Genomic DNA, 20488 nt, shown 5'->3' on the forward strand with positions numbered 1-20488 from the left:
ATCTCTTTTAGCCATATAAACGATTCTCCTTTTAGTATATTGTTTCTAGTTTACATGACCTTAATTTACTTGTCTAGTTTATTGTAACCTATCCAGCTCTATCTTTGGATATGATAGAGACTCTGTATGAAATATTGCAAGAGTGGGAAAAGGATGATCAAGTTACATTCATATGTTTAGAAGGAGAAGGACAAAGAGCTTTTTGTGCTGGGGGAGATGTACGAGCTCTATACGATCTGAGAAACTCCAATGTAGAGGAGCATGCCCATTACTTTTTTGAAACAGAATATCGTATGAATAGGATGATGTTTACTTATCCAAAACCTATTCTAGTTTATATGAACGGTGTTGTTATGGGAGGAGGAGTTGGAATTTCCGTTGGTGCCAGTCATAGAATTGTTACAGAGGGAACTAAATGGGCTATGCCGGAAATGAATATTGGGTTATACCCAGATGTAGGAGGCAGCTATTTTCTAAATAAGATGCCAGGTGAGATAGGAAGGTACTTAGCTTTAATTTCAAAGACAATTACTGCATCAGATGTCTTATATATTGGGGCTGCCGATTATTATTTAAATAGTGATTTGTGGGACAACCTCAAGGGAGTAATAATGCAAAATAAATGGTTAGGTACAACCGTAAAAGAAGAATTACATCAGCTAATTCTGAAATTTAATCAATCAATGGAAAACACCTCTACTTTAGCTACATTAGAGACAACTATTAACAAACATTTCGGATTTAATAGTATGGAAGAAATCTTTAATTCACTAGAAAAGTCTGCAGAAGAGGGAGATTCTTGGGCAAAAAAAACAAAAGAAATATTGTTAACTAAGTCGCCTACCTCTTTGAAGGTAACTTTACGTCAGCTAATGGAGGGCAAGACAAAGTCATTGGTAGATTGTTTTAAAATGGAGCTGGATTTAAGCATGAATTTTATGAAGAGTCATGACTTTTTTGAAGGTGTTCGAGCGGTACTGGTGGATAAAGACCAGTCACCAAACTGGCATCCGGATACTATTGAAAAAGTAGAAGAAAAGGATGTTGAAAGCTTCTTTAAATATCAATGGAAAGATGGAAGAAATCCCTTAGAAGAAATCAATAAAACTCTCTAGAGAGTTGTTTCTTTCATCCATTCTTTAGCAATTTCTTTTAAATTATGATAGAATGAATTGGTTAATCTATGTAAACAATAATTAAAAACAGGAAAGGTAATGAATATGAAGAATAATTTTGTTAATCTAGGAATTGATAAAGAACTGGAAAAAATACTAAATAAAAATGGAATTGTTGAACCAACTGCTATCCAAAAACAAACCATACCTGTGTTAATAACAGGAAGAGATATTATAGGACAGGCACAAACTGGTACTGGTAAAACGCTTGCTTTTTTACTGCCTATTATGCAAAGGATTGATATGGACAATCCTTCTGTGCAGGCTTTGATTATTACCCCTACTAGAGAATTAGCTTTACAGATAACAAATGAAGCGAAAAAGCTAGTTACAGCTAAAGGAATAAAAGTATTGGCAGCCTATGGGGGGCAAGATGTAGAGGGACAAGTTAGAAAACTTAAAAAAAGTATTCATATGGTAATTGGTACTCCAGGAAGGTTATTGGATCATATTAGAAGAAGAACAATAAACTTTAATCAATTGGCCATACTTGTTTTAGATGAAGCTGATCAAATGCTGCAGATGGGCTTTCTACATGAAGTTGAAGAGATCATAAGCCGCACGCCAAAAAGTCGGCAGACCATGTTGTTTTCAGCAACAATGCCTAAAGAAATTTCAAATATAGCTTCTCGATATATGCATAAGCCTAGTCATATACGAATACAAAGCAAAAAAATAACTTTAGACGAAATCAAACAGGTTGTTATAGAGACCACCGATAGAGGTAAACAAGATGCTCTCTTTGAAATGATTGATCAATATAATCCATTTATGTCAATTATTTTTTGTCGTACAAAGCGCCGTGCAAGTGCACTCAATGAAGCTTTACAAAGTCGAGGATATAATTCAGATGAGCTGCATGGGGATTTAAGCCAGGCAAAGCGCGAAAGAGTAATGAAAGCTTTTAGAGAAACAAAAGTACAGTTTTTGGTTGCAACAGATGTGGCTGCCCGTGGGTTAGATGTTGAAGGAATCACCCACATATTTAACTATGATATAGCTCAAGATACAGAGAGCTATATACACCGTATAGGACGTACAGGGCGAGCTGGACAAACTGGTATGGCTATCACCCTTGTAACCCCCAAGGACAGAAACACCTTAGTAACTATTGAGAAAGAAATAAATATGCCTATAGAAAAAAAGAAAGTTTTAGGAGAAAAAACTTATATAGAGGATAGGAGTAAAAATTTCTCTGAAAAGTCTAATAAGAGCAAAGACCATAGACATAAGGAATCCAGAAAAGATGATAAAAGAAGACATAAAAATGAAAGATCTGGAGGCGAAAAAAAATCATCAGACTATAATAAGTCAAAGGAAAAAGATAAAAGAGCTAGAGATAAAAAAAGATATTCAAAAGGTCGTTAATATTACTAACCACAGCTTTTTATCAAAAAACCTCATTACCTAGTGAATGGGGTTTTAGTTTTATATTGCTTTTTCATATGGTATAATTTTCATTATATATGGAAAATTATGTATTTAAGGCAATGTAAGTAGGTCATAAGTTTCTATAGTAGATTGTAAACCAATCTACTAATGATAAAATGAGACTTAATTCAGAGGGAGTTTTTACTCCCACTGAATTGTAGCCGAATTTACTTCGAGGATGTAGTGCTTGATCTCCCGCTTTAAGTAGACAACCGAAAGTTTGGTTTCTAACTTTCGTGTTGGTCACTTAGTTTGTTTATCTATAAGCAGATAACCAAAATCTTTGATTTTGTGTTAGTCGCTTAGTTTGTTTATCTAGAAGAAGCGGGAGTCTTAGCAATACACCGAAGGATAAATCTCTTGTAAGAAGGGTAGATTCTATTAGGAATAGGGGTGAAATAATGGCACATATAGTTGGCAAATCAGCTTATAAGCAACTAGAAGAAAGGTTAAATAGATTTCCTCAAGGAGCGCCTCCTTCTGAAACACTATATAAAATATTGAGTCTTCTATTTAGTGAAAAGGAGGCGGCATTAGTTGCGCAGCTTCCCATCAAACCATTTACAGCAAAAAAGGCCAGTAAAATATGGAATATGTCAGAAGCTGCAGCTGAAGAAATGTTAGAAAAGCTTGCTGGTCGAGCTATATTATTGGACTCAGAACATCATGGTATCAGGAAGTATATGCTACCACCACCTATGGCTGGTTTTTTTGAGTTTTCCATGATGAGAATAAGAGAAGATATTGATCAGAAACTCCTTGGAGAGTTATTATATCAGTACTTAAATGTTGAAGAAGATTTTATTAAGGATTTATTTATAGGTAGCGAAACGAAGCTAGGAAGAGTGTTTGTACAGGAGGAAGTGCTTTCAAAAGAGAACATGGTTCATATATTGGATTTTGAAAAGGCAAGTCATATTATAGAGGCATCCTCCCATATTGGTATAAGTACCTGTTACTGTCGCCACAAGATGCAGCATGTTGGTAAAGCCTGTGATGCCCCTATGGATATATGTATGACATTCAATCATACTGCCGCTTCTTTGATTAGGCATCATTATGCTCGCAAGGTAGATGTGTCAGAAGGCATTGAATTATTGCATCAAGCTTATGAGAATAATCTAGTGCAGTGTGGAGAAAATGTTAGGGAAAATGTAACCTTTATATGTAATTGTTGTGGATGCTGCTGTGAAGCTATGATAGCAGCTAAAAAGTTTGGTATGCTGCATCCAGTAGAAACAACAAATTATATGCCAAAATTGATCGGGGATACTTGTACAGGATGTGGTAAATGTGTGAAAGTCTGTCCTATACAAGCAATTGAATGGATATCAGTTGAAGAAAATACACATGATCAGCAAAAGATGCTTCATATAAATGAAGATATATGTCTTGGATGTGGGATATGTGTAAGAGGGTGCCACAACAAGAGTATTTATCTAGAAAGACGGCCACAGCAAATTATCACCCCTGTTAACTCTGTACATAGATCGGTATTAATGGCTATTGAAAAGGGAAAACTACAGCATTTGATATTTGATGATCAAGCCTTTAGGAGCCATAGGGCAATGGCAGCTATTTTGGCGGTAATATTAAAGCTCCCCCCTGTAAAACAGGTAATGGCTAGCAAACAAATGAAATCTATTTATCTTGAAAATTTAATTAAAAAGCTATCAATATGATATAGAGTTTGCTCTTTTTTCTTGGATATGTTATAACTTAAATAAAATGAGACTTAATTCATAAGTAGACAAGCGAAAGTTTGGTTTGTAACTTTCGTGTTGGTCACTTAGTTTCTTCACCTAAAGGGAGAGTATTAGCAATACACTGAAGGGGAAAAAATACTAGACAAAAATAGAAGGGGAACAAAATGAATCTTTTAAGCGCAGAAAATATCTCAAAAAGCTACAGTGAAAAAATATTATTAAATAACATAAATCTTGGAATAAATGAAGGAGATAAAATAGGGGTTATTGGAATAAATGGTACTGGAAAAACAACCCTATTAAAAATCATTGCAGGAGCAGAAGAACCAGATGTCGGTAGAATAATGAAGGGCAATACTGTTCATATTGAATATCTGCCACAAAACCCATATTTTGATCCTGAAGCTTCTGTACTACAACAGACATTTAGAGGGAATTCCCCTATTATGAACTTGATAAGAAAGTATGAGGAAGCTATCTATAACCCACAAATTGCAAGTGAAATCATCATAAAGCTAACCCATGAGATGGATATAATGGACGCTTGGAGTATCGAAAGTGAAGCAAAGGCAATCTTGACCAAATTAGGTATTTCCGACTTTAGTGCAAAGGTCGGGACCTTGTCTGGAGGCCAAAGAAAGAGAATAGCACTAGCGGCAGCCTTGATAAATCCTTCAGACCTACTGATTCTAGATGAACCTACCAACCACCTTGACAATGATACTATTGATTGGTTAGAACAATACTTGAATAAAAGAAAAGGTGCCCTTCTTATGATCACTCATGATAGATATTTTTTAGATAGGGTGGTAAATGAAATTATAGAAATAGATAGGGGAAATCTTTACTTATACAAAGGGAATTATAGTAATTTCTTAGAAAAAAAAGTAGAGAGAGAAGAGATGGAAGTAGCTAATGAAAGCAAGAGACAAAACCTATTAAGAAAAGAACTTGCTTGGATTAAAAGGGGTGCAAAGGCAAGGACTACGAAACAAAAAGCACGAATAGATCGATTCGAAAAATTAAATGAACAAACTTCACAAGTGATCGAAGATAAGGTAGAAATATCTGTAGCCTCTAGTCGGCTTGGAAAAAAGGTTATTGAATTAGAAGATATCAGTAAATCTTTTGAAGAAAACATGTTAATAAAGGACTTCAGTTATGTTTTATTAAGAAGAGACAGGGTAGGCGTCATAGGACCTAACGGTAGTGGAAAATCTACCTTATTAAATATAATATCTGCTAGAATTAGACCTGATTATGGTACGATAGAAGTAGGAGAAACGGTAAACGTTGGATACTATTCTCAGGAAACACAGCATATGGATAATGATCAAAGGGTCATCGAGTATATTAAAGAAGGCGGTGAATACCTTACTACAGCAGAAGGAGACAAAATAACAGCCTCACAGATGCTAGAAAGGTTTTTATTTCCCTCCTCATTACAATGGACCCCCATAGCTAAACTTTCAGGAGGCGAAAAGAGGCGGTTATATCTACTTAGAGTTTTAATCGAGGCACCAAATGTATTGCTGCTAGATGAACCAACCAATGATCTTGATATAACAACCTTAACAATTCTAGAAGACTACCTAGATAATTTTAACGGAGCAGTCATTGCTGTTTCCCATGATAGATATTTCTTAGATAGAATGGCAGAAAAAATATTTGTTTTTGAAGGTAATGGGAAAGTAGTGGAGTATACGGGAAATTATTCTCATTTTAAGGAAAACAGCATCAATAGTGGAAATATTGAGAGAGATAAAAAAGCCATCAACAAAGGAAAACAAGAGGTAGAGAAAACTCTACAAGATAAGAAAAATATCGATAGAATAAAGGATAGACCATTAAAATTTACTTTTAAGGAACAGAAGGAATATGAGGAAATAGATGATGTAATTGCAAAGCTAGAAGAAAAGATACTGAAAATGGAATTATTAATTGAAGGTGCAGCCAGTGACTATACACTTTTACAGCAGCTTTTAACTGAAAAAGAAGAATTTCAGAAGCAGTTGGAAGAAAAAATGGAGAGATGGGTTTACCTCAATGATTTAGCGGAAAAAATTGAAAGTGGACAAAAAAGAGTATAAAATTAAAGACCCTAATTTGAGGGTCTTTAATTTTATGTTTAGCCTATACTTTCAAGATATTCGTCATAGGTCATAGTTTTATCAATCATTCCTGAAGGTGTAATCTCAATAATTCTGTTTGCTATAGTTTGGATAAATTCATGGTCATGGGATGTGAATAGAATATTACTTTTATAATCCATTAATCCATTGTTTAAGGCAGTAATAGACTCTAGGTCGAGGTGATTCGTAGGTTGGTCTAAAACCAAGACATTTCCGCTGCTTAACATCATTTTAGATAACATACATCGTACCCTTTCTCCTCCTGAGAGAACCTTTGCTTGCTTGAAAGCTTCTTCCCCAGAGAAAAGCATTCTACCTAGGAAACCTCGTAAATAGCTTTCAGATTTTTCTTCAGAAAACTGTCTCAACCAGTCCATTAAATTTAAGTCAACATCATTAAAAAATTCTGAGTTATCTTTAGGGAAAAAGGCTTTAGTAATAGTAACACCCCACTTATAGGTTCCACTATCTGGCTCTATTTCTCCTGCCAGAATTTTAAACAATGTAGTATTTATAATTTCATTGTCTCCTACAAATGCAATCTTATCACCTTTAGAAACTCTAAAACTAATGTTGTCTAATACCTTTTTACCATCTATAGTTTTTGATAAACCTTCAACCGTCAGTATCTCGTTTCCTACTTCTCTTGAAGGGGTAAAGCCCACAAAAGGGTACCTTCTAGTGGAGGGTTGTATATCGTCCAGGGAGATTTTCTCCAATAGTTTTTTACGAGAGGTAGCCTGTTTGGATTTAGAGGCATTCGCACTGAAACGTGCAATGAATTCCTGTAATTCTTTAACCTTTTCTTCCTTCTTTTTATTCTGATCCTTCATCATTTGAAGGGCCAGTTGACTGGATTGATACCAAAAATCGTAGTTACCAACATACAACTTAATTTGGCCATAGTCCACATCTGTAATATGAGTACACACTTTATTTAAGAAGTGTCTATCATGGGATACAACAATGACAGTTCCTTCAAAGTTTATTAAAAATTCCTCTAACCAATTGATAGATTTGATGTCTAAATGGTTGGTAGGCTCATCTAAAATCAGTATACCGGGTTGTCCGAATAGAGCCTGAGCTAAAAGTACCTTTACCTTCTCGGCACCTGAAAGCTCTGCCATCTTTTTATCATGCAAATCTGTTTTTATGCCTAGACCTTGCAGTAGGGAGGATGCTTCCGATTCTGCTTCCCATCCATTCAATTCAGCAAACTCTCCTTCTAATTCAGAGGCTTTTATTCCATCCTCATCAGTAAAGTCAGTTTTTGCATAAATCTCATCCTTTTCCTTCATTATTTCATAAAGTCTTTCATTACCCATAACGACGGTTTCTAAAACTTGCCTCTGATCATATTGATAATGATCCTGTTTTAAAACAGACATACGAGCACCTGTTGCAATATTGATATCTCCTGTATTAGCATCTATTTCACCAGATAAAATCTTTAAAAAAGTACTCTTGCCGGCTCCATTTGCGCCAATTACACCATAGCAATTTCCAGGGGTAAACTTTATATTTACATCCTCAAAGAGTTTTTGATCTCCATATCTTAAGCTTACATTAGTAACTGTAATCACGATATTACCTTCCTCTACATAAATTTTGACAATACCTGCGTATTATATCATAAATAGAGAATTATTTCACCTATTAAATAAAACCTAGTGATATATTTATAGAAGCGAACATCTATATTGGCGTATATCTATAAATGATATGGAAAAATTAAAAGAAACAATAGAGATCATTTTATAATTTCTAAAGCAGTACCCTTATTATTAAAGTTATTTTATGGTAATATGAAATAAGTAATAGTATGCTATTGTATAGAATAGCGTAGTTTTAAGTCAAATGCTTTTAACAAGCTGCAGAATTAAAGAACAATGAGTTTGAATATACTATGGTTTTTGAAAGGATTGTTAATTAATATGAGTAAAGTATTAGTATTAGCTGAAAAACCTTCCGTCGGAAGAGATTTAGCTAGAGTCTTGAATTGCAATAAAAAAGGAAATGGGTATTTAGAGGGGAATAAATATATAGTTACTTGGGCCTTAGGTCATTTAGTTACACTAGCAGATCCAGAGGCTTATGGTGATAAGTATAAAGCGTGGAAAATTGAAGATTTGCCAATGCTGCCTGCTGAGCTAAAGCTTGTTGTTATAAAGCAAACAAGTAAACAGTTTAATACTGTTAAGCAGCAAATGAGTAGAAAAGATGTTGGTGAAATCGTTATAGCTACTGATGCTGGTCGAGAAGGAGAATTGGTTGCTAGATGGATTTTAGAAAAAACACATATTAAGAAATCTATAAAAAGATTATGGATTTCTTCTGTTACGGATAAGGCTATAAGAGAAGGCTTTAATAATCTAAGAGAGGGCAGGAGCTATGAAAATCTTTATGCATCTGCTGTTGCAAGAGCTGAAGCTGACTGGCTTGTAGGCATCAATGCTACCCGTGCTCTAACCTGTAAATATAATGCTCAGCTTTCATGTGGAAGAGTACAAACACCAACGCTTGCTATGATTGCAAAAAGAGAAGAAGAGATTAGAAATTTTAAATCACGAACCTTCTATGGTATTACTGCTGTAGCCAACGGCTTAAAGCTAATATGGCAGGATCCTCAAACAAAGGATATTAAAACCTTTGATAAGGATAAAAGTGACAAAATTCTGATGACAGTTCAAAAGAAAGATGCCGAGGTTATAGAAGTGGAGAAGGCGTATAAGAAAAGTTATTCTCCTCAGTTATATGATTTAACAGAGCTGCAAAGAGATGCAAATAGAATCTTTAATTATTCAGCAAAAGAAACTCTTTCTATCATGCAAAAGCTCTATGAAACCCATAAACTATTAACCTACCCTAGGACAGACTCTAGGTATATATCTAAGGATATAGTAGAGACATTAAAAGATAGGGTTAAAGCCTGCGGTGTTGGTACCTATGCACCAATAGCATCTAGTATTTTAAAAAATTCTATAAAAGCAAATAAATCCTTTGTAGATGATAATAAAGTATCAGATCACCATGCTATTATTCCAACAGAACAATCAGCTTATCTAGGGACATTAGGTGATAAGGAAAGAAAAATATATGATTTGGTGATTAAACGTTTTTTTGCTGTTCTTTATCCTCCTTTTGAATATGAGCAGACAACAATTAAAGCAAAAATAGCCAATGAAAGTTTTGTTGCTAAAGGGAAGATTGTTATTTCCCAAGGATGGAAGGCGATTTACCAAAACAACTTCCTAGAGGAAGATACAGGGGATGGGATTTCAAACCAAATACTACCTAATGTAAGTAAAGGAAATATCTTAAAGGTTACTTCTGTTTCTCAAACTACTGGGGAGACGAGACCTCCAGCCCCCTTCAATGAAGGAACGCTACTTTCAGCCATGGAAAATCCAGCAAAATATATGGAAAATGAAAGTAAAGAATTGATTAAAACAATTGGAGAAACTGGAGGGATTGGGACAGTAGCCACAAGAGCAGATATTATTGAAAAACTCTTTAATACATTTCTAATTGAAAAAAAAGGCAAGGATATCTTTATTACTTCTAAAGGAAAGCAACTGCTTGAATTGGTTCCAGAGGATTTGAAATCTCCTGCGCTGACTGCTGAGTGGGAACAAAAACTAGGCTTTATTGCTAAAGGTTCACTTAATAAAAATGTCTTTGTTCGTGATATGAGAAACTATGCAAAAACAGTAGTTCATGAAATAAAAAATAGCAAAGAAATATTTAAGCATGATAATCTTACTGCAAATAGATGTCCTGACTGTGGGAAGCATATGCTGGAGGTTAATGGTAAAAAAGGCAAGATGCTCATATGTCAAGATAGAGAATGTGGTCATCGAAAAGGTGTTTCTAAAATAACCAATGCCAGATGTCCAAACTGTCGTAAAAAACTGGAGCTTAGAGGTGAAGGAGAAAATCAGTTATTTGTATGTAGTTGTGGCCATAGAGAGAAGCTTTCTTCCTTTAATAAAAGAAAGAAAGAAGAAGGAGATAAGGCTTCGAAGAAGGACGTATCAAAATATCTTAAAGAACAGAAGAAAGAAGCGGACAAACCTATTAATACTGCCCTAGCAGATGCTCTTTCTAAGCTGAAGTTTTAGCCTAATACTCAATCAAATATAAAAAAAGCGCTTTATACTTTACAGAGGTTTACAGTTATGTCCTTGGCTATAAAAGCAAAAGGCTAGGTAAAATTAAATTTACTTGGCCTTTTGCTTCGTTAAGATGTTAATTATACACTTCTAAACCTATAGTATCTCTTAATACAAATCAAATAATTCTAAAAATTAAAAATAAATATAAAAAATGCTTGAATAATTTACCAACATTTATTATAATTAAATCATAAACACGCGTTCACAAAAGAAAAAAGAGGTGTTGATATGAATGCTTCAGAAATCGCTAAGATTGCAGGGGTATCACGAAGTACTGTTTCGAGGGTGATCAACAATTATGGAAATGTAACGGATGAAACCCGAAAAAGAGTTCTTCATGTTATCAAGGAATATAATTATGTACCTCATGCTTCAGCTCAAATGTTGGCAGGAAAAAAGAACAAAATATTAGGCCTTTTTATTATTGATAGAAAAAATGAAAACAGTTTCAATAAAATGTGTACTAGTTCATACTTTTCACCCTTCTCAAGTGTGGTGATAGATGTAGCCAATAAACAACAGTATAATGTTTTAAACTCTATTGTTAATGAAAACACAGATTTTACAAATGTTAGAGAGTTATTTCTTAATAAAACAATATCAGCGGGTATTTTTATTGGTGGTAAAAACAACGAGCCTGCAATTATGGAGCTTATAGAAAGTGGTTACAAAATTGCAGTAATTGAACAGGAGGTGGCTGGAGAACAAGATCCCTTCAGCAAATGTATTGTAGTAAATAGTGATAGCTTTGGTGGTGCCTATGAGGCTACAAAATATCTTATTACGTTAGGACATGTCAATATTGCTCATATATCTGGAGATATGGAACAATTAACGGCAATTTCTAGATTAGAAGGTTATAAGAAAGCCATGGTAGATACAGGCATTTCTATAAAAAGCAATCTAATTATAAAAGGGAATTATACAGAAGACAGCGGTTATAAAGCTACTAAAAAGCTTTTGCAAAAAGAAACACCGACAGCCATCTTTCTTGCTAATGATAGCATGGCTATTGGGGCAATGAAGGCTATAGAAGAATCAAATCTTAAAATACCTGATGATATTTCCATAATAGGCTTTGATGACATTGAGGTTGCTAGATATCTAGAACCTGCTCTTACTACCGTCAGAGTACCTCTACTACAAATGGCATCAGTAGCTACAAGTAACTTGATTAATGCAAATGAAGAAAACGTAAATTTCTATGCTAATTACAAGATGTCCATTGAGTTGGTTATTAGAAACACTTGTCGAAAACTTGTGGAATAATGACTTTTTTTCAACAATAAACGCGCGTTCACGATTTTCTTGACAAGAATTGTTAATGATTGGTATTGCACTGTACAATTATTATAAATAGATAGTAATTGTATAGTTTAATATATTATCAATATTTTAATTTAAGGGGGATATAAAATGAAAAGAATGCATTTAATGAGAACGATTACATTGTTGTTATGTGCGATCTTAATTATGTTATCTTTCACAGCATGTAGCAAGCCAGTGGAAAGCCCAGCTCCTGCTGAAACTCCACAAGAAGAACCACAAGAGGCAACAGAAAAGACACCGGAAGATTTTACGGGAACCCTTACATTTTGGCATTTTAATAATGATGAAGGTCCTAAACTAGCAGAAGCCTTTATGGCAAAATATCCTAATGTGGTGGTCGAGACCCAAATAACTGCAGATACTGACTTAGCGTATCAAAATAAAATTACTTCAGCTATAAGAGCTGGTTCTGGGATGCCAGATGTATTTGCCGCTGAAAACGCATTTGTTAAGAGATTTGTAAACTTACCAGGGGGATATGCAAACATATCAGCTGCCCCCTATCATGCTGAAACATTAGTAGGAAGAAACATACCATACACAGTGGATATTGGAAAAGACAACAGTGGAAATATTAAGGCGTTATCATGGCAAGCATGTCCCGGAGGTGTAGGTTACAAAAGAGATCTAGCATTGGAATACTTAGGTACAGACAACCCTGATGAAATTGCAGCAATGCTGTCAACACCAGAGAAAATCTTAGAAACTGCTAGAAACTTAAAGCAAGCAAGTAATGGAAAAGTTAAACTATTTGTAGGAACAGAAGACTTATATAAGATTTATGTAGGTTCACGTACGCAGCCATGGGTGAAGGATAATAAGCTTATGATTGATCCTAAGATGATGGAATTTGTTGACATAGCTAAAACTTTAAGAGAAGAAGGACTTGAAGGTGGCATAAGACAATGGACGCCAGCATGGTCAGCAGCAGTTGCCGATGATGAGCATGTGGCGTATGCAATTCCAACTTGGGCTATTCAATGGGTTGTTGCTGTTAACGCTGGAGATGAAGCTGAAGCTGGAAGATGGGGCATTGCAACTCCAATCCCATATTATGAAGGTGGAACATGGGCAGGCGTATCTGAACAATCACAAAACAAAGAGCTTGCATGGGAATTCGTTAAGTTCCTTGCAACAGACGCTGATCATTTAAGAGATTGGGCTAAAGCAACTGGTGACTTTGTAAATCATTTAGATATTGTTGATGAATTAATGAATGATTCTGATTTTGTTAATAAGACTGTAGATCAAAATACATACCAAGTATATGGGCCAATGGTAGATAAGATTGATGGGGGTCTTATTACTCAATACGATGATCAAATGAGAGTAGCTTTCCTTAATATTATGCAGACATATCTTGCTGGTAATATAAACAAGGAAGAATTCCTACAAGAATTTAAAGATCAAATTCAAGCAGATATAACAGACTTAATCATTGAGTAGAAGGTTGGCAGAGTAAATGAATATTGCCTTATTAGCTGAAAAGCTAATAAGGCACATTCATTATAGGAGGGATAACCTTGATTTCTAAAAAAATACGTAAAGACCATAACGGATATATCTTCATTACACCTTTTTTTATAATATTATCAATTTTTGTTATATATCCTATTCTTTACTCAATTGCAATCAGCTTTACAAAATGGGATGGAAGTATTATTCCACCAGAATTTAATGGAATTAATAATTACAAAAAACTTGTTAATGACGCATTTTTTAGACGAAGTATTAGAAATACTTGGATTATGTGGCTTGGATGTATTATCCCTCAAATGATATTTGGGTTAGGCTTGGCAGTTTTTCTAAGTGAAAGGAAGTTAAAAGGAAAGAGCTTTTTTAGATGGGTATACTATCTACCCAATCTAGTGACCATGGCTTCAGTGGGAGCTTTAGTTTTTTTTCTAATGAATTGGCCAGCTGGATCAGTGAACAGAATGCTTATGACCTTTGGGATCATAGATGAGCCCTATAATTTTTTAGAAAATGTATTTGCAGCAAGGGCCACTATTTCTATTACCTTATGGTGGATGTGGTTTGGCTATAGTATGATTATCTTTATGGCAGGAATAAAAGCTATACCGGAAGAATATTTTGAGGCTGCTAGGGTGGATGGTGCAAGCAAATGGCAAGTTTTTTGGAATATAACACTTCCCTGCTTAAAACCTATTATTTTATATCAGGTTGTAACATCAGTAATAGGTGGACTGACAATGTTTGACGTTCCATATGTATTGACACAAGCCAGAGGTAACCCGCAAGCTACTACATTAACGATGGTTATGTATTTATACAATACTACCTTTGCTAACTATAATTTTGGATATGGGGCAACGATTGGCGTGGGATTGTTTGTTATTGTCATGATATTTGTCGCGATTGCTTTTAGGCTCATTAATAAGAATTCAGCACATGATTAGGAGTGATATTATGGATTCCAGTTTGGCTACCGACAAGAAATTACTTAAGATTAAAAAAACGAAGAAAGATAAACCAATTCTTTCAAACATTGTATTGTATATATTTCTGATAGTACTAGCTATACTATCCTTTTTACCCTTTTATATTATGATGATTAATGCAACTCGCACTAGTAATGAAATAGCTACACAATTAAATTTTCTACCAGGTAAAGCGTTAATGAGTAACTATAGAAGAATGATGAGTGCTGTAAATATGTGGCAAGGCTTTAAAAATAGTCTAATTATCTCAACATCAAGTACTATTTTAGCTGCATACTTTGGAACTTTAACAGCTTATGGCTTTTCAAAATATAAATTTAAGGGGAATAAGATCTTATTTTGGGTAGTGCTAGGATCAATGATGTTTCCAGCACAGTTAGGCTTAATTGGATTTTTCAAAGTAGCATCTGTCTTCAATCTCATTGATAGTAGATGGGCACTAATAATACCTGCGATAGCAAATGCGAACATAGTATTTTTTGTAAAGCTATATATTGATGCTGCAGTTCCTAACGAAGTTATTGAATCTGCAAGAATAGATGGATGCAGTGAATTCATGATTTTTAATAAAATAGTGATCCCAATGATTATTCCCTCTATAGCTACTATGTCAATATTTACCTTTATTACATCATGGAATAATTATTTGATACCGCTTGTAGTTCTATACGATGACAGCAAATATACAGTACCCATTTTGACAGCAATGGCAAAAGGAGTATACCGAACAGATTTCGGTGCTGTTTATGTAGCCATTGCCTTATCAATGGTTCCGATAATGATTGTATTTGCTTTTTGTTCAAAATATATTATCGGTGGACTTACTGCTGGTGCAGTGAAGCAATAATTTCTAATTTCGAGGAGTTTTAATATGAAGTATGGATACTTTGATAATGAAAACAAAGAGTATGTTATCACGAATCCATGTACACCAGTAACCTGGATAAATTATATAGGAAGCTTGGAATTTGGTGGATTTGTAGATCAAACCGGGGGCACTGCAATATGTAAGGGAGATCCTGCATTAAATAGGATGATTAAATATATACCACAATTACCTAATGGAGATTTTAAAGGAGAGACCCTTTATCTAAGAATTAAAGGTGACAAAGGATACCAGGTTTTTTCTCCATTATATGTTCCAACACTAGATCAATATGATAGATATCAATGTCATGTAGGTTTAGGATATACAAAGATTGTTTCTGAATTCTATGGTATAAAAACTGAATTATTAATCTTTGTTCCATTGAATGACCACAGGGTAGTTAGAGCGATCACGATCACGAATATAAGTGATGATAGTGTAAATATAGATGCTATTCCTGTTGTAGAATATACACACTTTGACGCGCTAAAACAACTTACTAATGCAGATTGGGTACCACAAACAATGCAGTCAAAGATGTTTGAAGATGAAGATCATTATAAAGTATTAACACAATTTGCTTTTATGAATAAAACCTCTAAAATCAACTTTTTTACATCTAGCCATCCCATATCTTCCTTTGAATCAGATCGAAAAAGATTTTTAGGTAACAATGGTTATAGTACTTGGAGAAAGCCCTACAGCCTTTTCCAAGAGGAGTTAAGTAATTATGAAGCCTTAAGAGGAGATAATATTGCTGCCCTCATGCATCATATAGGCGTGCTACAGCCGGGGGAAAGCAAGAAGATTATTACTCAATTGGGGCAGTGTGCTGATATGAAAGCAGAGCATAAAAAAATTAAGAAATATAGGCATGAAGAATATGTTGAAAGTGCATTCCAAGATTTGAAGAATTTCTGGTCTGATTATCTAGAAAAAATTATAGTAAATACACCTGATCATGCTATGAATACGATGCTTAACATCCATAATCCAAGACAGTGCTATATTACAAAGAATTGGTCAAGGGATCTTTCGCTTTATCAGCTTGGATTTGGTGGACGAGGAATTGGGTTTCGAGACAGCGCACAGGATGTTATGGGGATATTAGGGCATGTACCTGAGGAAGGGAGAGAGCTTATTGAAATGCTGCTGCATGTCCAGAAAAGAGATGGGTCAGCAATGCATCAGTTTAATGCAGCTACAATGGAAGCAAATGCTGGGGACGCAAGAGAAATGGAAGATCGACCTCAGCATTATAGTGATGATCATTTATGGATTGTATTGGCGGTTTGTGCTTATATTAAAGAAACAGGAAACGTTAGTTTTTTAAAGAAGCAAATACCTTTTTATGAGAAAGATAAAAACAATAAGCCTATAGAGTCGGGAAATGTACTAGAACATCTGAAAAGGAGTATAGAATTTACTAGAAAAGATGTTGGAAATCATGGGTTGCCATTACTTGGCTTTGCAGACTGGAATGATACAGTTAATCTACCATCTGGTGCCGAATCCGTTTTTACTGCAAACTTATATGGATTGGTACTGAAGGAAATGATTGATTTGTTTAGATATCTAGAAGATGACACAACAGCTAAGCAATATGAAATATATTATGAAACAATGAAGGAAAACGTAAATAAGTATTGTTGGGATGGAGAATGGTATATAAGATATTTTGATAATCATGGCAATCCTTTAGGTTCTAAGAAAAACGATAAAGGAAAGATATATACAAACGCTCAATCATGGAGTGTTATTTCAGGATTTGCGCCCTATGAGAGGGCTAAACAAGCTCTTGCCTCAGTGAAAGATATGATGAATACGGAGCATGGTATTAAGCTTAGCTATCCTGGATTTAATGGATACATTCCAGAAAAGGGAGGTATAACCACTTATCCACCTGGGGCTAAAGAAAATGGAGGAATTTTTCTTCATAGTAATCCATGGGTTATGATTGCGGAAGCTTTAGTGGGCAATGGAGATTTAGCACATGGGTATTATAGTCAAATTAATCCGGTATTTAAGAATGAAATGATAGATCAATACGAGTGTGAGCCCTATTGTTATCCACAAAATATTTTGGGAGATGAACATCCACAGTTTGGTTTAGGTCGGAATACTTGGCTGTCAGGTACCGCCTCATGGATATATCAAGCAGCAATAAAATATATATTGGGGATACAACCTACTTATGAAGGTCTTTTGATTAATCCATGTATTCCTAAAGCTTGGAAAGGTTTTAAAATAACTAAAATCTTTAGGAATGCTACATATGAAATTGAAGTGATGAATCCAAATAATATAAATAGAGGTGTCAAACAAATCGTTGTAGATGACGTTTTCGTAGATGGTCAGCTTATACCAATTTTAGAAGATGATAAGAAACATGAAGTAAAAGTATTGATGGGACAAAAGATACCGGAAAGGAGCACAAAGAATGAACTATGGACATTTTGATGATAAGAATAAAGAATATGTAATTGAGACTCCTAAAACTCCATATCCATGGATTAACTATTTAGGCAGTGACAAATTTTTCGGTCTTATTTCTAATACTGCTGGTGGATATTCCTTTTATAAGGATGCTAGATTTAGAAGACTTACTAGATATAGGTATAATAATATCCCTTTAGACAATGGCGGAAGATATTTTTATATTAAGGATGAAAAAGAGTATTATTCTCCTACCTGGATGCCTGTGAAAAGTCAATTAGATTCCTATGAATGCAGACATGGTATGGGTTATACAAAAATAAAAACAATGAAAAACAATCTCAAAACAGAAATATTATATTTTGTTCCATTAGGAGATAATGTGGAAATTCATAAAGTAAAGATTAAAAATATTGACGAAAAAAGTAAGAAATTTACACTGTTTTCATTTATAGAATTCTGTCTATGGAATGCCTATGATGATATGACTAACTATCAAAGGACGTATAGTATTGGTGACGTAGAAGTAGAAGGAAGCACGATATTTCATAAGACTGATTATAGAGAAAGGCGAAATCATTATTCTTTTTATAGTGTTAATTATCCTATCGATGGCTTTGATACAGATAGAGACGCTTTTTTAGGACAATATAATGGACTTAATGAACCAGAGGTTGTTACAAAAGGTGAATCAAATAATTCTATAGTCAGCGGATGGAATCCTATTGCATCCCATGGCATCAAGTTAGAGCTCGCCCCAATGGAGGAAAAAACGCTAGTATTTGTGTTAGGTTATGTAGAGAATGATAAAGAGGAAAAGTGGGATTCTGATAATAGGATGAATAAAGTAAAAGCTCATCATTTGATTAACAAATTTTATGACGAAGCTTCGGTGAAAGAGGCATACGAAGACCTAAAGAACCATTGGAATAACTTGTTATGTAAATTTACAGTAGAAAGCCATGATGATAATTTAAATAGAATGGTAAATATCTGGAACCCATATCAATGCATGGTGACATTCAATATGTCGAGGAGTGCCTCCTATTTTGAAACAGGTATTGGCAGGGGTATGGGCTTTAGAGATTCTAATCAGGATATTTTAGGATTTGTGCATCAAATACCTGAAAAGGCTAGAGAAAGAATTTTAGATATAGCTTCTACACAGTTGGAGGATGGTGGAGCTTACCACCAATATCAGCCCTTAACCAAAAAGGGAAATCACGAAATCGGATCTGGGTTTAACGATGATCCACTATGGTTGATTTTATCAACAGTTGCTTACATTAAAGAAACAGGGGACTTCTCAATTCTGAAGGAGGATATACCCTATAATTGTGATATTAACAACACTGGTACATTGCTAGAGCACTTAGAGAAATCACTTCAATTTACATTAAACAATCTCGGGCCCCATGGTCTTCCATTAATCGGACGAGCAGATTGGAATGATTGTTTAAATCTAAATTGTTTTTCTGAAAACCCTGATGAATCTTTTCAAACATGTGACAATAAAAAGGGTAGGACTGCTGAATCTGTATTTATAGGTGGTATGTTTGTATATATTGGAAAGGAATTAGCTCAATTATATGAACGATTAGGCCTTGATAAGAAAAATCAAGAAGTCCTATCTGAAGTTGACAAAATGGTTCAATGTATAGAAGTCCATGGTTATGATGAAGGATGGTTTTTAAGAGCATATGATTACTATGGAATGAAGGTTGGAAGTATAGAAAATAATGAAGGCAAGATATTTATTGAGCCTCAAGGATTTTGTGTCATGGCAGGTATAGGTATAGATAATGGTAAGGCACTAAAAGCATTAGACGCAGTGGATCAATACCTGAATACAAAATATGGGTTGGTTTTATTATGGCCTGCCTACGGTAAATACCATCTTCACTTAGGCGAGATTTCCTCTTATCCAGAGGGTTATAAAGAAAATGGAGGCATATTTTGCCATAATAACCCATGGATTATGATCGCCGAAACAAGACTAGGTAGGGGAGATAAAGCCTATGAGTATTACTCGAAAATAGCACCTGCATATTTAGAAGATATCAGCGAAATTCGCAAACTAGAACCCTATGTATATGCTCAAATGATCGCTGGCAAAGAAGCTATAAGACATGGTGAAGCTAAAAATTCATGGCTTACAGGTACAGCAGCATGGAATTATGAGGCAATTACTAAATGGATATTAGGCATTAAGCCGGACTTTGATGGATTAATCATCGATCCATGCATTCCAAAGGAATGGAACAATATCAAGATTAAAAGAGTTTTTAGAAAAGCAACCTATCATATTACGATTAAAAATCCAGAGCATATCTGCAAAGGTGTAAAAAAAGTTTTTGTGGATGGGAGAGAGCAGCATAGTAATTATGTCGCTGCATTTGAAGATAATTTGACACACGAAATTGAGGTAGTAATGGGTTAAACCTCCCCCTGTAGTTTAAAATAAATTTAGATAATAATTTAGAAAAAATTGTTATCTAAAACAAACTAAAGTGATGTGGCTTATGAGCCACATCACTTTAGTTTGTACTGTAATATTTTCTAAATATATGTTTCTTAATCATAAATTAAATACAATAAAGTTTAGTAGCGTATATAGATACTTTTCTACGAAAACAAATAGTTATTTTAATTGCACCGTGTTAAAATCCTTTGAATGAATGTAAGCGTCAACTCCAACCCACATTTTAATCAGCTCAAGATCATGAGATAATTTTCCCAAAGGAGGATGATTATCATGAGTAAAGAAGAAACTA

12 protein-coding genes are annotated in these 20488 nt (G+C 34.6%); 11 read left to right on the forward strand and 1 reads right to left on the reverse strand.

Annotated elements, in window-relative coordinates:
- The first annotated feature begins 104 nt into the window (after positions 1–104).
- The 4 genes from CHB72_RS24075 to CHB72_RS24090 all read left to right on the forward strand — a co-directional run bounded on the left by CHB72_RS24075 (position 105) and on the right by CHB72_RS24090 (position 6402).
- Positions 105–1115, forward strand: a complete 1011-nt coding sequence (locus CHB72_RS24075) for an enoyl-CoA hydratase/isomerase family protein (protein ID WP_089285415.1) — start codon at positions 105–107, stop codon at positions 1113–1115.
- Between the two features lie 105 nt (positions 1116–1220).
- Complete coding sequence (locus tag CHB72_RS24080; RefSeq protein WP_089285416.1) at positions 1221–2543, forward strand: DEAD/DEAH box helicase; 1323 nt, start codon at positions 1221–1223, stop codon at positions 2541–2543.
- 464 nt (positions 2544–3007) lie between these two features.
- Positions 3008–4288 carry a 4Fe-4S dicluster domain-containing protein gene (locus CHB72_RS24085; RefSeq protein WP_089285417.1) on the forward strand — a complete coding sequence of 427 codons (1281 nt, stop codon included), beginning with the start codon at positions 3008–3010 and terminating at the stop codon, positions 4286–4288.
- Between the two features lie 188 nt (positions 4289–4476).
- Positions 4477–6402 (forward strand): ABC-F family ATP-binding cassette domain-containing protein, encoded by a 1926-nt coding sequence (locus CHB72_RS24090; RefSeq protein WP_089285418.1) that lies wholly within the window; start codon positions 4477–4479, stop codon positions 6400–6402.
- A 38-nt stretch (positions 6403–6440) separates the two neighbouring features.
- Here CHB72_RS24090 and CHB72_RS24095 read toward each other — a convergent pair whose 3' ends face one another.
- Positions 6441–8027, reverse strand: a complete 1587-nt coding sequence (locus CHB72_RS24095; protein WP_089285419.1) for an ABC-F family ATP-binding cassette domain-containing protein — start codon at positions 8025–8027, stop codon at positions 6441–6443.
- Positions 8028–8378: 351 nt separating this feature from the next.
- On the opposite strand from CHB72_RS24095, the gene CHB72_RS24100 reads away from it, so the two are divergent.
- The 7 genes from CHB72_RS24100 (at position 8379) to CHB72_RS24130 (ending at position 20154) form a co-directional block, all read left to right on the forward strand.
- The gene (locus CHB72_RS24100) at positions 8379–10565 is read left to right on the forward strand and encodes a DNA topoisomerase III (RefSeq protein ID WP_089285420.1); all 2187 of its coding nucleotides are present in this window, start codon (positions 8379–8381) and stop codon (positions 10563–10565) included.
- 282 nt (positions 10566–10847) lie between these two features.
- Positions 10848–11888, forward strand: a complete 1041-nt coding sequence (locus CHB72_RS24105) for a LacI family DNA-binding transcriptional regulator (RefSeq protein ID WP_089285421.1) — start codon at positions 10848–10850, stop codon at positions 11886–11888.
- Between the two features lie 147 nt (positions 11889–12035).
- A complete protein-coding gene (locus CHB72_RS24110) occupies positions 12036–13394 on the forward strand; it encodes an ABC transporter substrate-binding protein (protein ID WP_089285422.1) in 1359 nt (452 codons plus the stop codon).
- Positions 13395–13471: 77 nt separating this feature from the next.
- Positions 13472–14368 (forward strand): carbohydrate ABC transporter permease, encoded by an 897-nt coding sequence (locus CHB72_RS24115; protein WP_089285423.1) that lies wholly within the window; start codon positions 13472–13474, stop codon positions 14366–14368.
- A gap of 10 nt (positions 14369–14378) precedes the next feature.
- Positions 14379–15257 (forward strand): carbohydrate ABC transporter permease, encoded by an 879-nt coding sequence (locus CHB72_RS24120; RefSeq protein ID WP_089285424.1) that lies wholly within the window; start codon positions 14379–14381, stop codon positions 15255–15257.
- A gap of 24 nt (positions 15258–15281) precedes the next feature.
- A complete protein-coding gene (locus CHB72_RS24125; protein ID WP_089285425.1) occupies positions 15282–17738 on the forward strand; it encodes a GH36-type glycosyl hydrolase domain-containing protein in 2457 nt (818 codons plus the stop codon).
- Positions 17719–20154 carry a GH36-type glycosyl hydrolase domain-containing protein gene (locus CHB72_RS24130; RefSeq protein ID WP_089285426.1) on the forward strand — a complete coding sequence of 812 codons (2436 nt, stop codon included), beginning with the start codon at positions 17719–17721 and terminating at the stop codon, positions 20152–20154. The genes CHB72_RS24125 and CHB72_RS24130 overlap by 20 nt, the downstream gene beginning before the upstream one ends.
- Positions 20155–20488 lie beyond the last annotated feature (334 nt).

Source organism: Anaerovirgula multivorans (assembly GCF_900188145.1).
Lineage (GTDB): Bacteria > Bacillota > Clostridia > Peptostreptococcales > Natronincolaceae > Anaerovirgula > Anaerovirgula multivorans.

What these genes read in the sequence shown, in the direction of transcription:
- CHB72_RS24090 (WP_089285418.1), top strand. Translation starts at nt 4,477, where the DNA reads ATGAATCTTTTAAGCGCAGAAAATATCTCAAAAAGCTACAGTGAAAAA.
- CHB72_RS24125 (WP_089285425.1), top strand. Translation starts at nt 15,282, where the DNA reads ATGAAGTATGGATACTTTGATAATGAAAACAAAGAGTATGTTATCACG.
- CHB72_RS24120 (WP_089285424.1), top strand. Translation starts at nt 14,379, where the DNA reads ATGGATTCCAGTTTGGCTACCGACAAGAAATTACTTAAGATTAAAAAA.
- CHB72_RS24110 (WP_089285422.1), top strand. Translation starts at nt 12,036, where the DNA reads ATGAAAAGAATGCATTTAATGAGAACGATTACATTGTTGTTATGTGCG.
- CHB72_RS24130 (WP_089285426.1), top strand. Translation starts at nt 17,719, where the DNA reads ATGAACTATGGACATTTTGATGATAAGAATAAAGAATATGTAATTGAG.
- CHB72_RS24100 (WP_089285420.1), top strand. Translation starts at nt 8,379, where the DNA reads ATGAGTAAAGTATTAGTATTAGCTGAAAAACCTTCCGTCGGAAGAGAT.
- CHB72_RS24105 (WP_089285421.1), top strand. Translation starts at nt 10,848, where the DNA reads ATGAATGCTTCAGAAATCGCTAAGATTGCAGGGGTATCACGAAGTACT.
- CHB72_RS24080 (WP_089285416.1), top strand. Translation starts at nt 1,221, where the DNA reads ATGAAGAATAATTTTGTTAATCTAGGAATTGATAAAGAACTGGAAAAA.
- CHB72_RS24085 (WP_089285417.1), top strand. Translation starts at nt 3,008, where the DNA reads ATGGCACATATAGTTGGCAAATCAGCTTATAAGCAACTAGAAGAAAGG.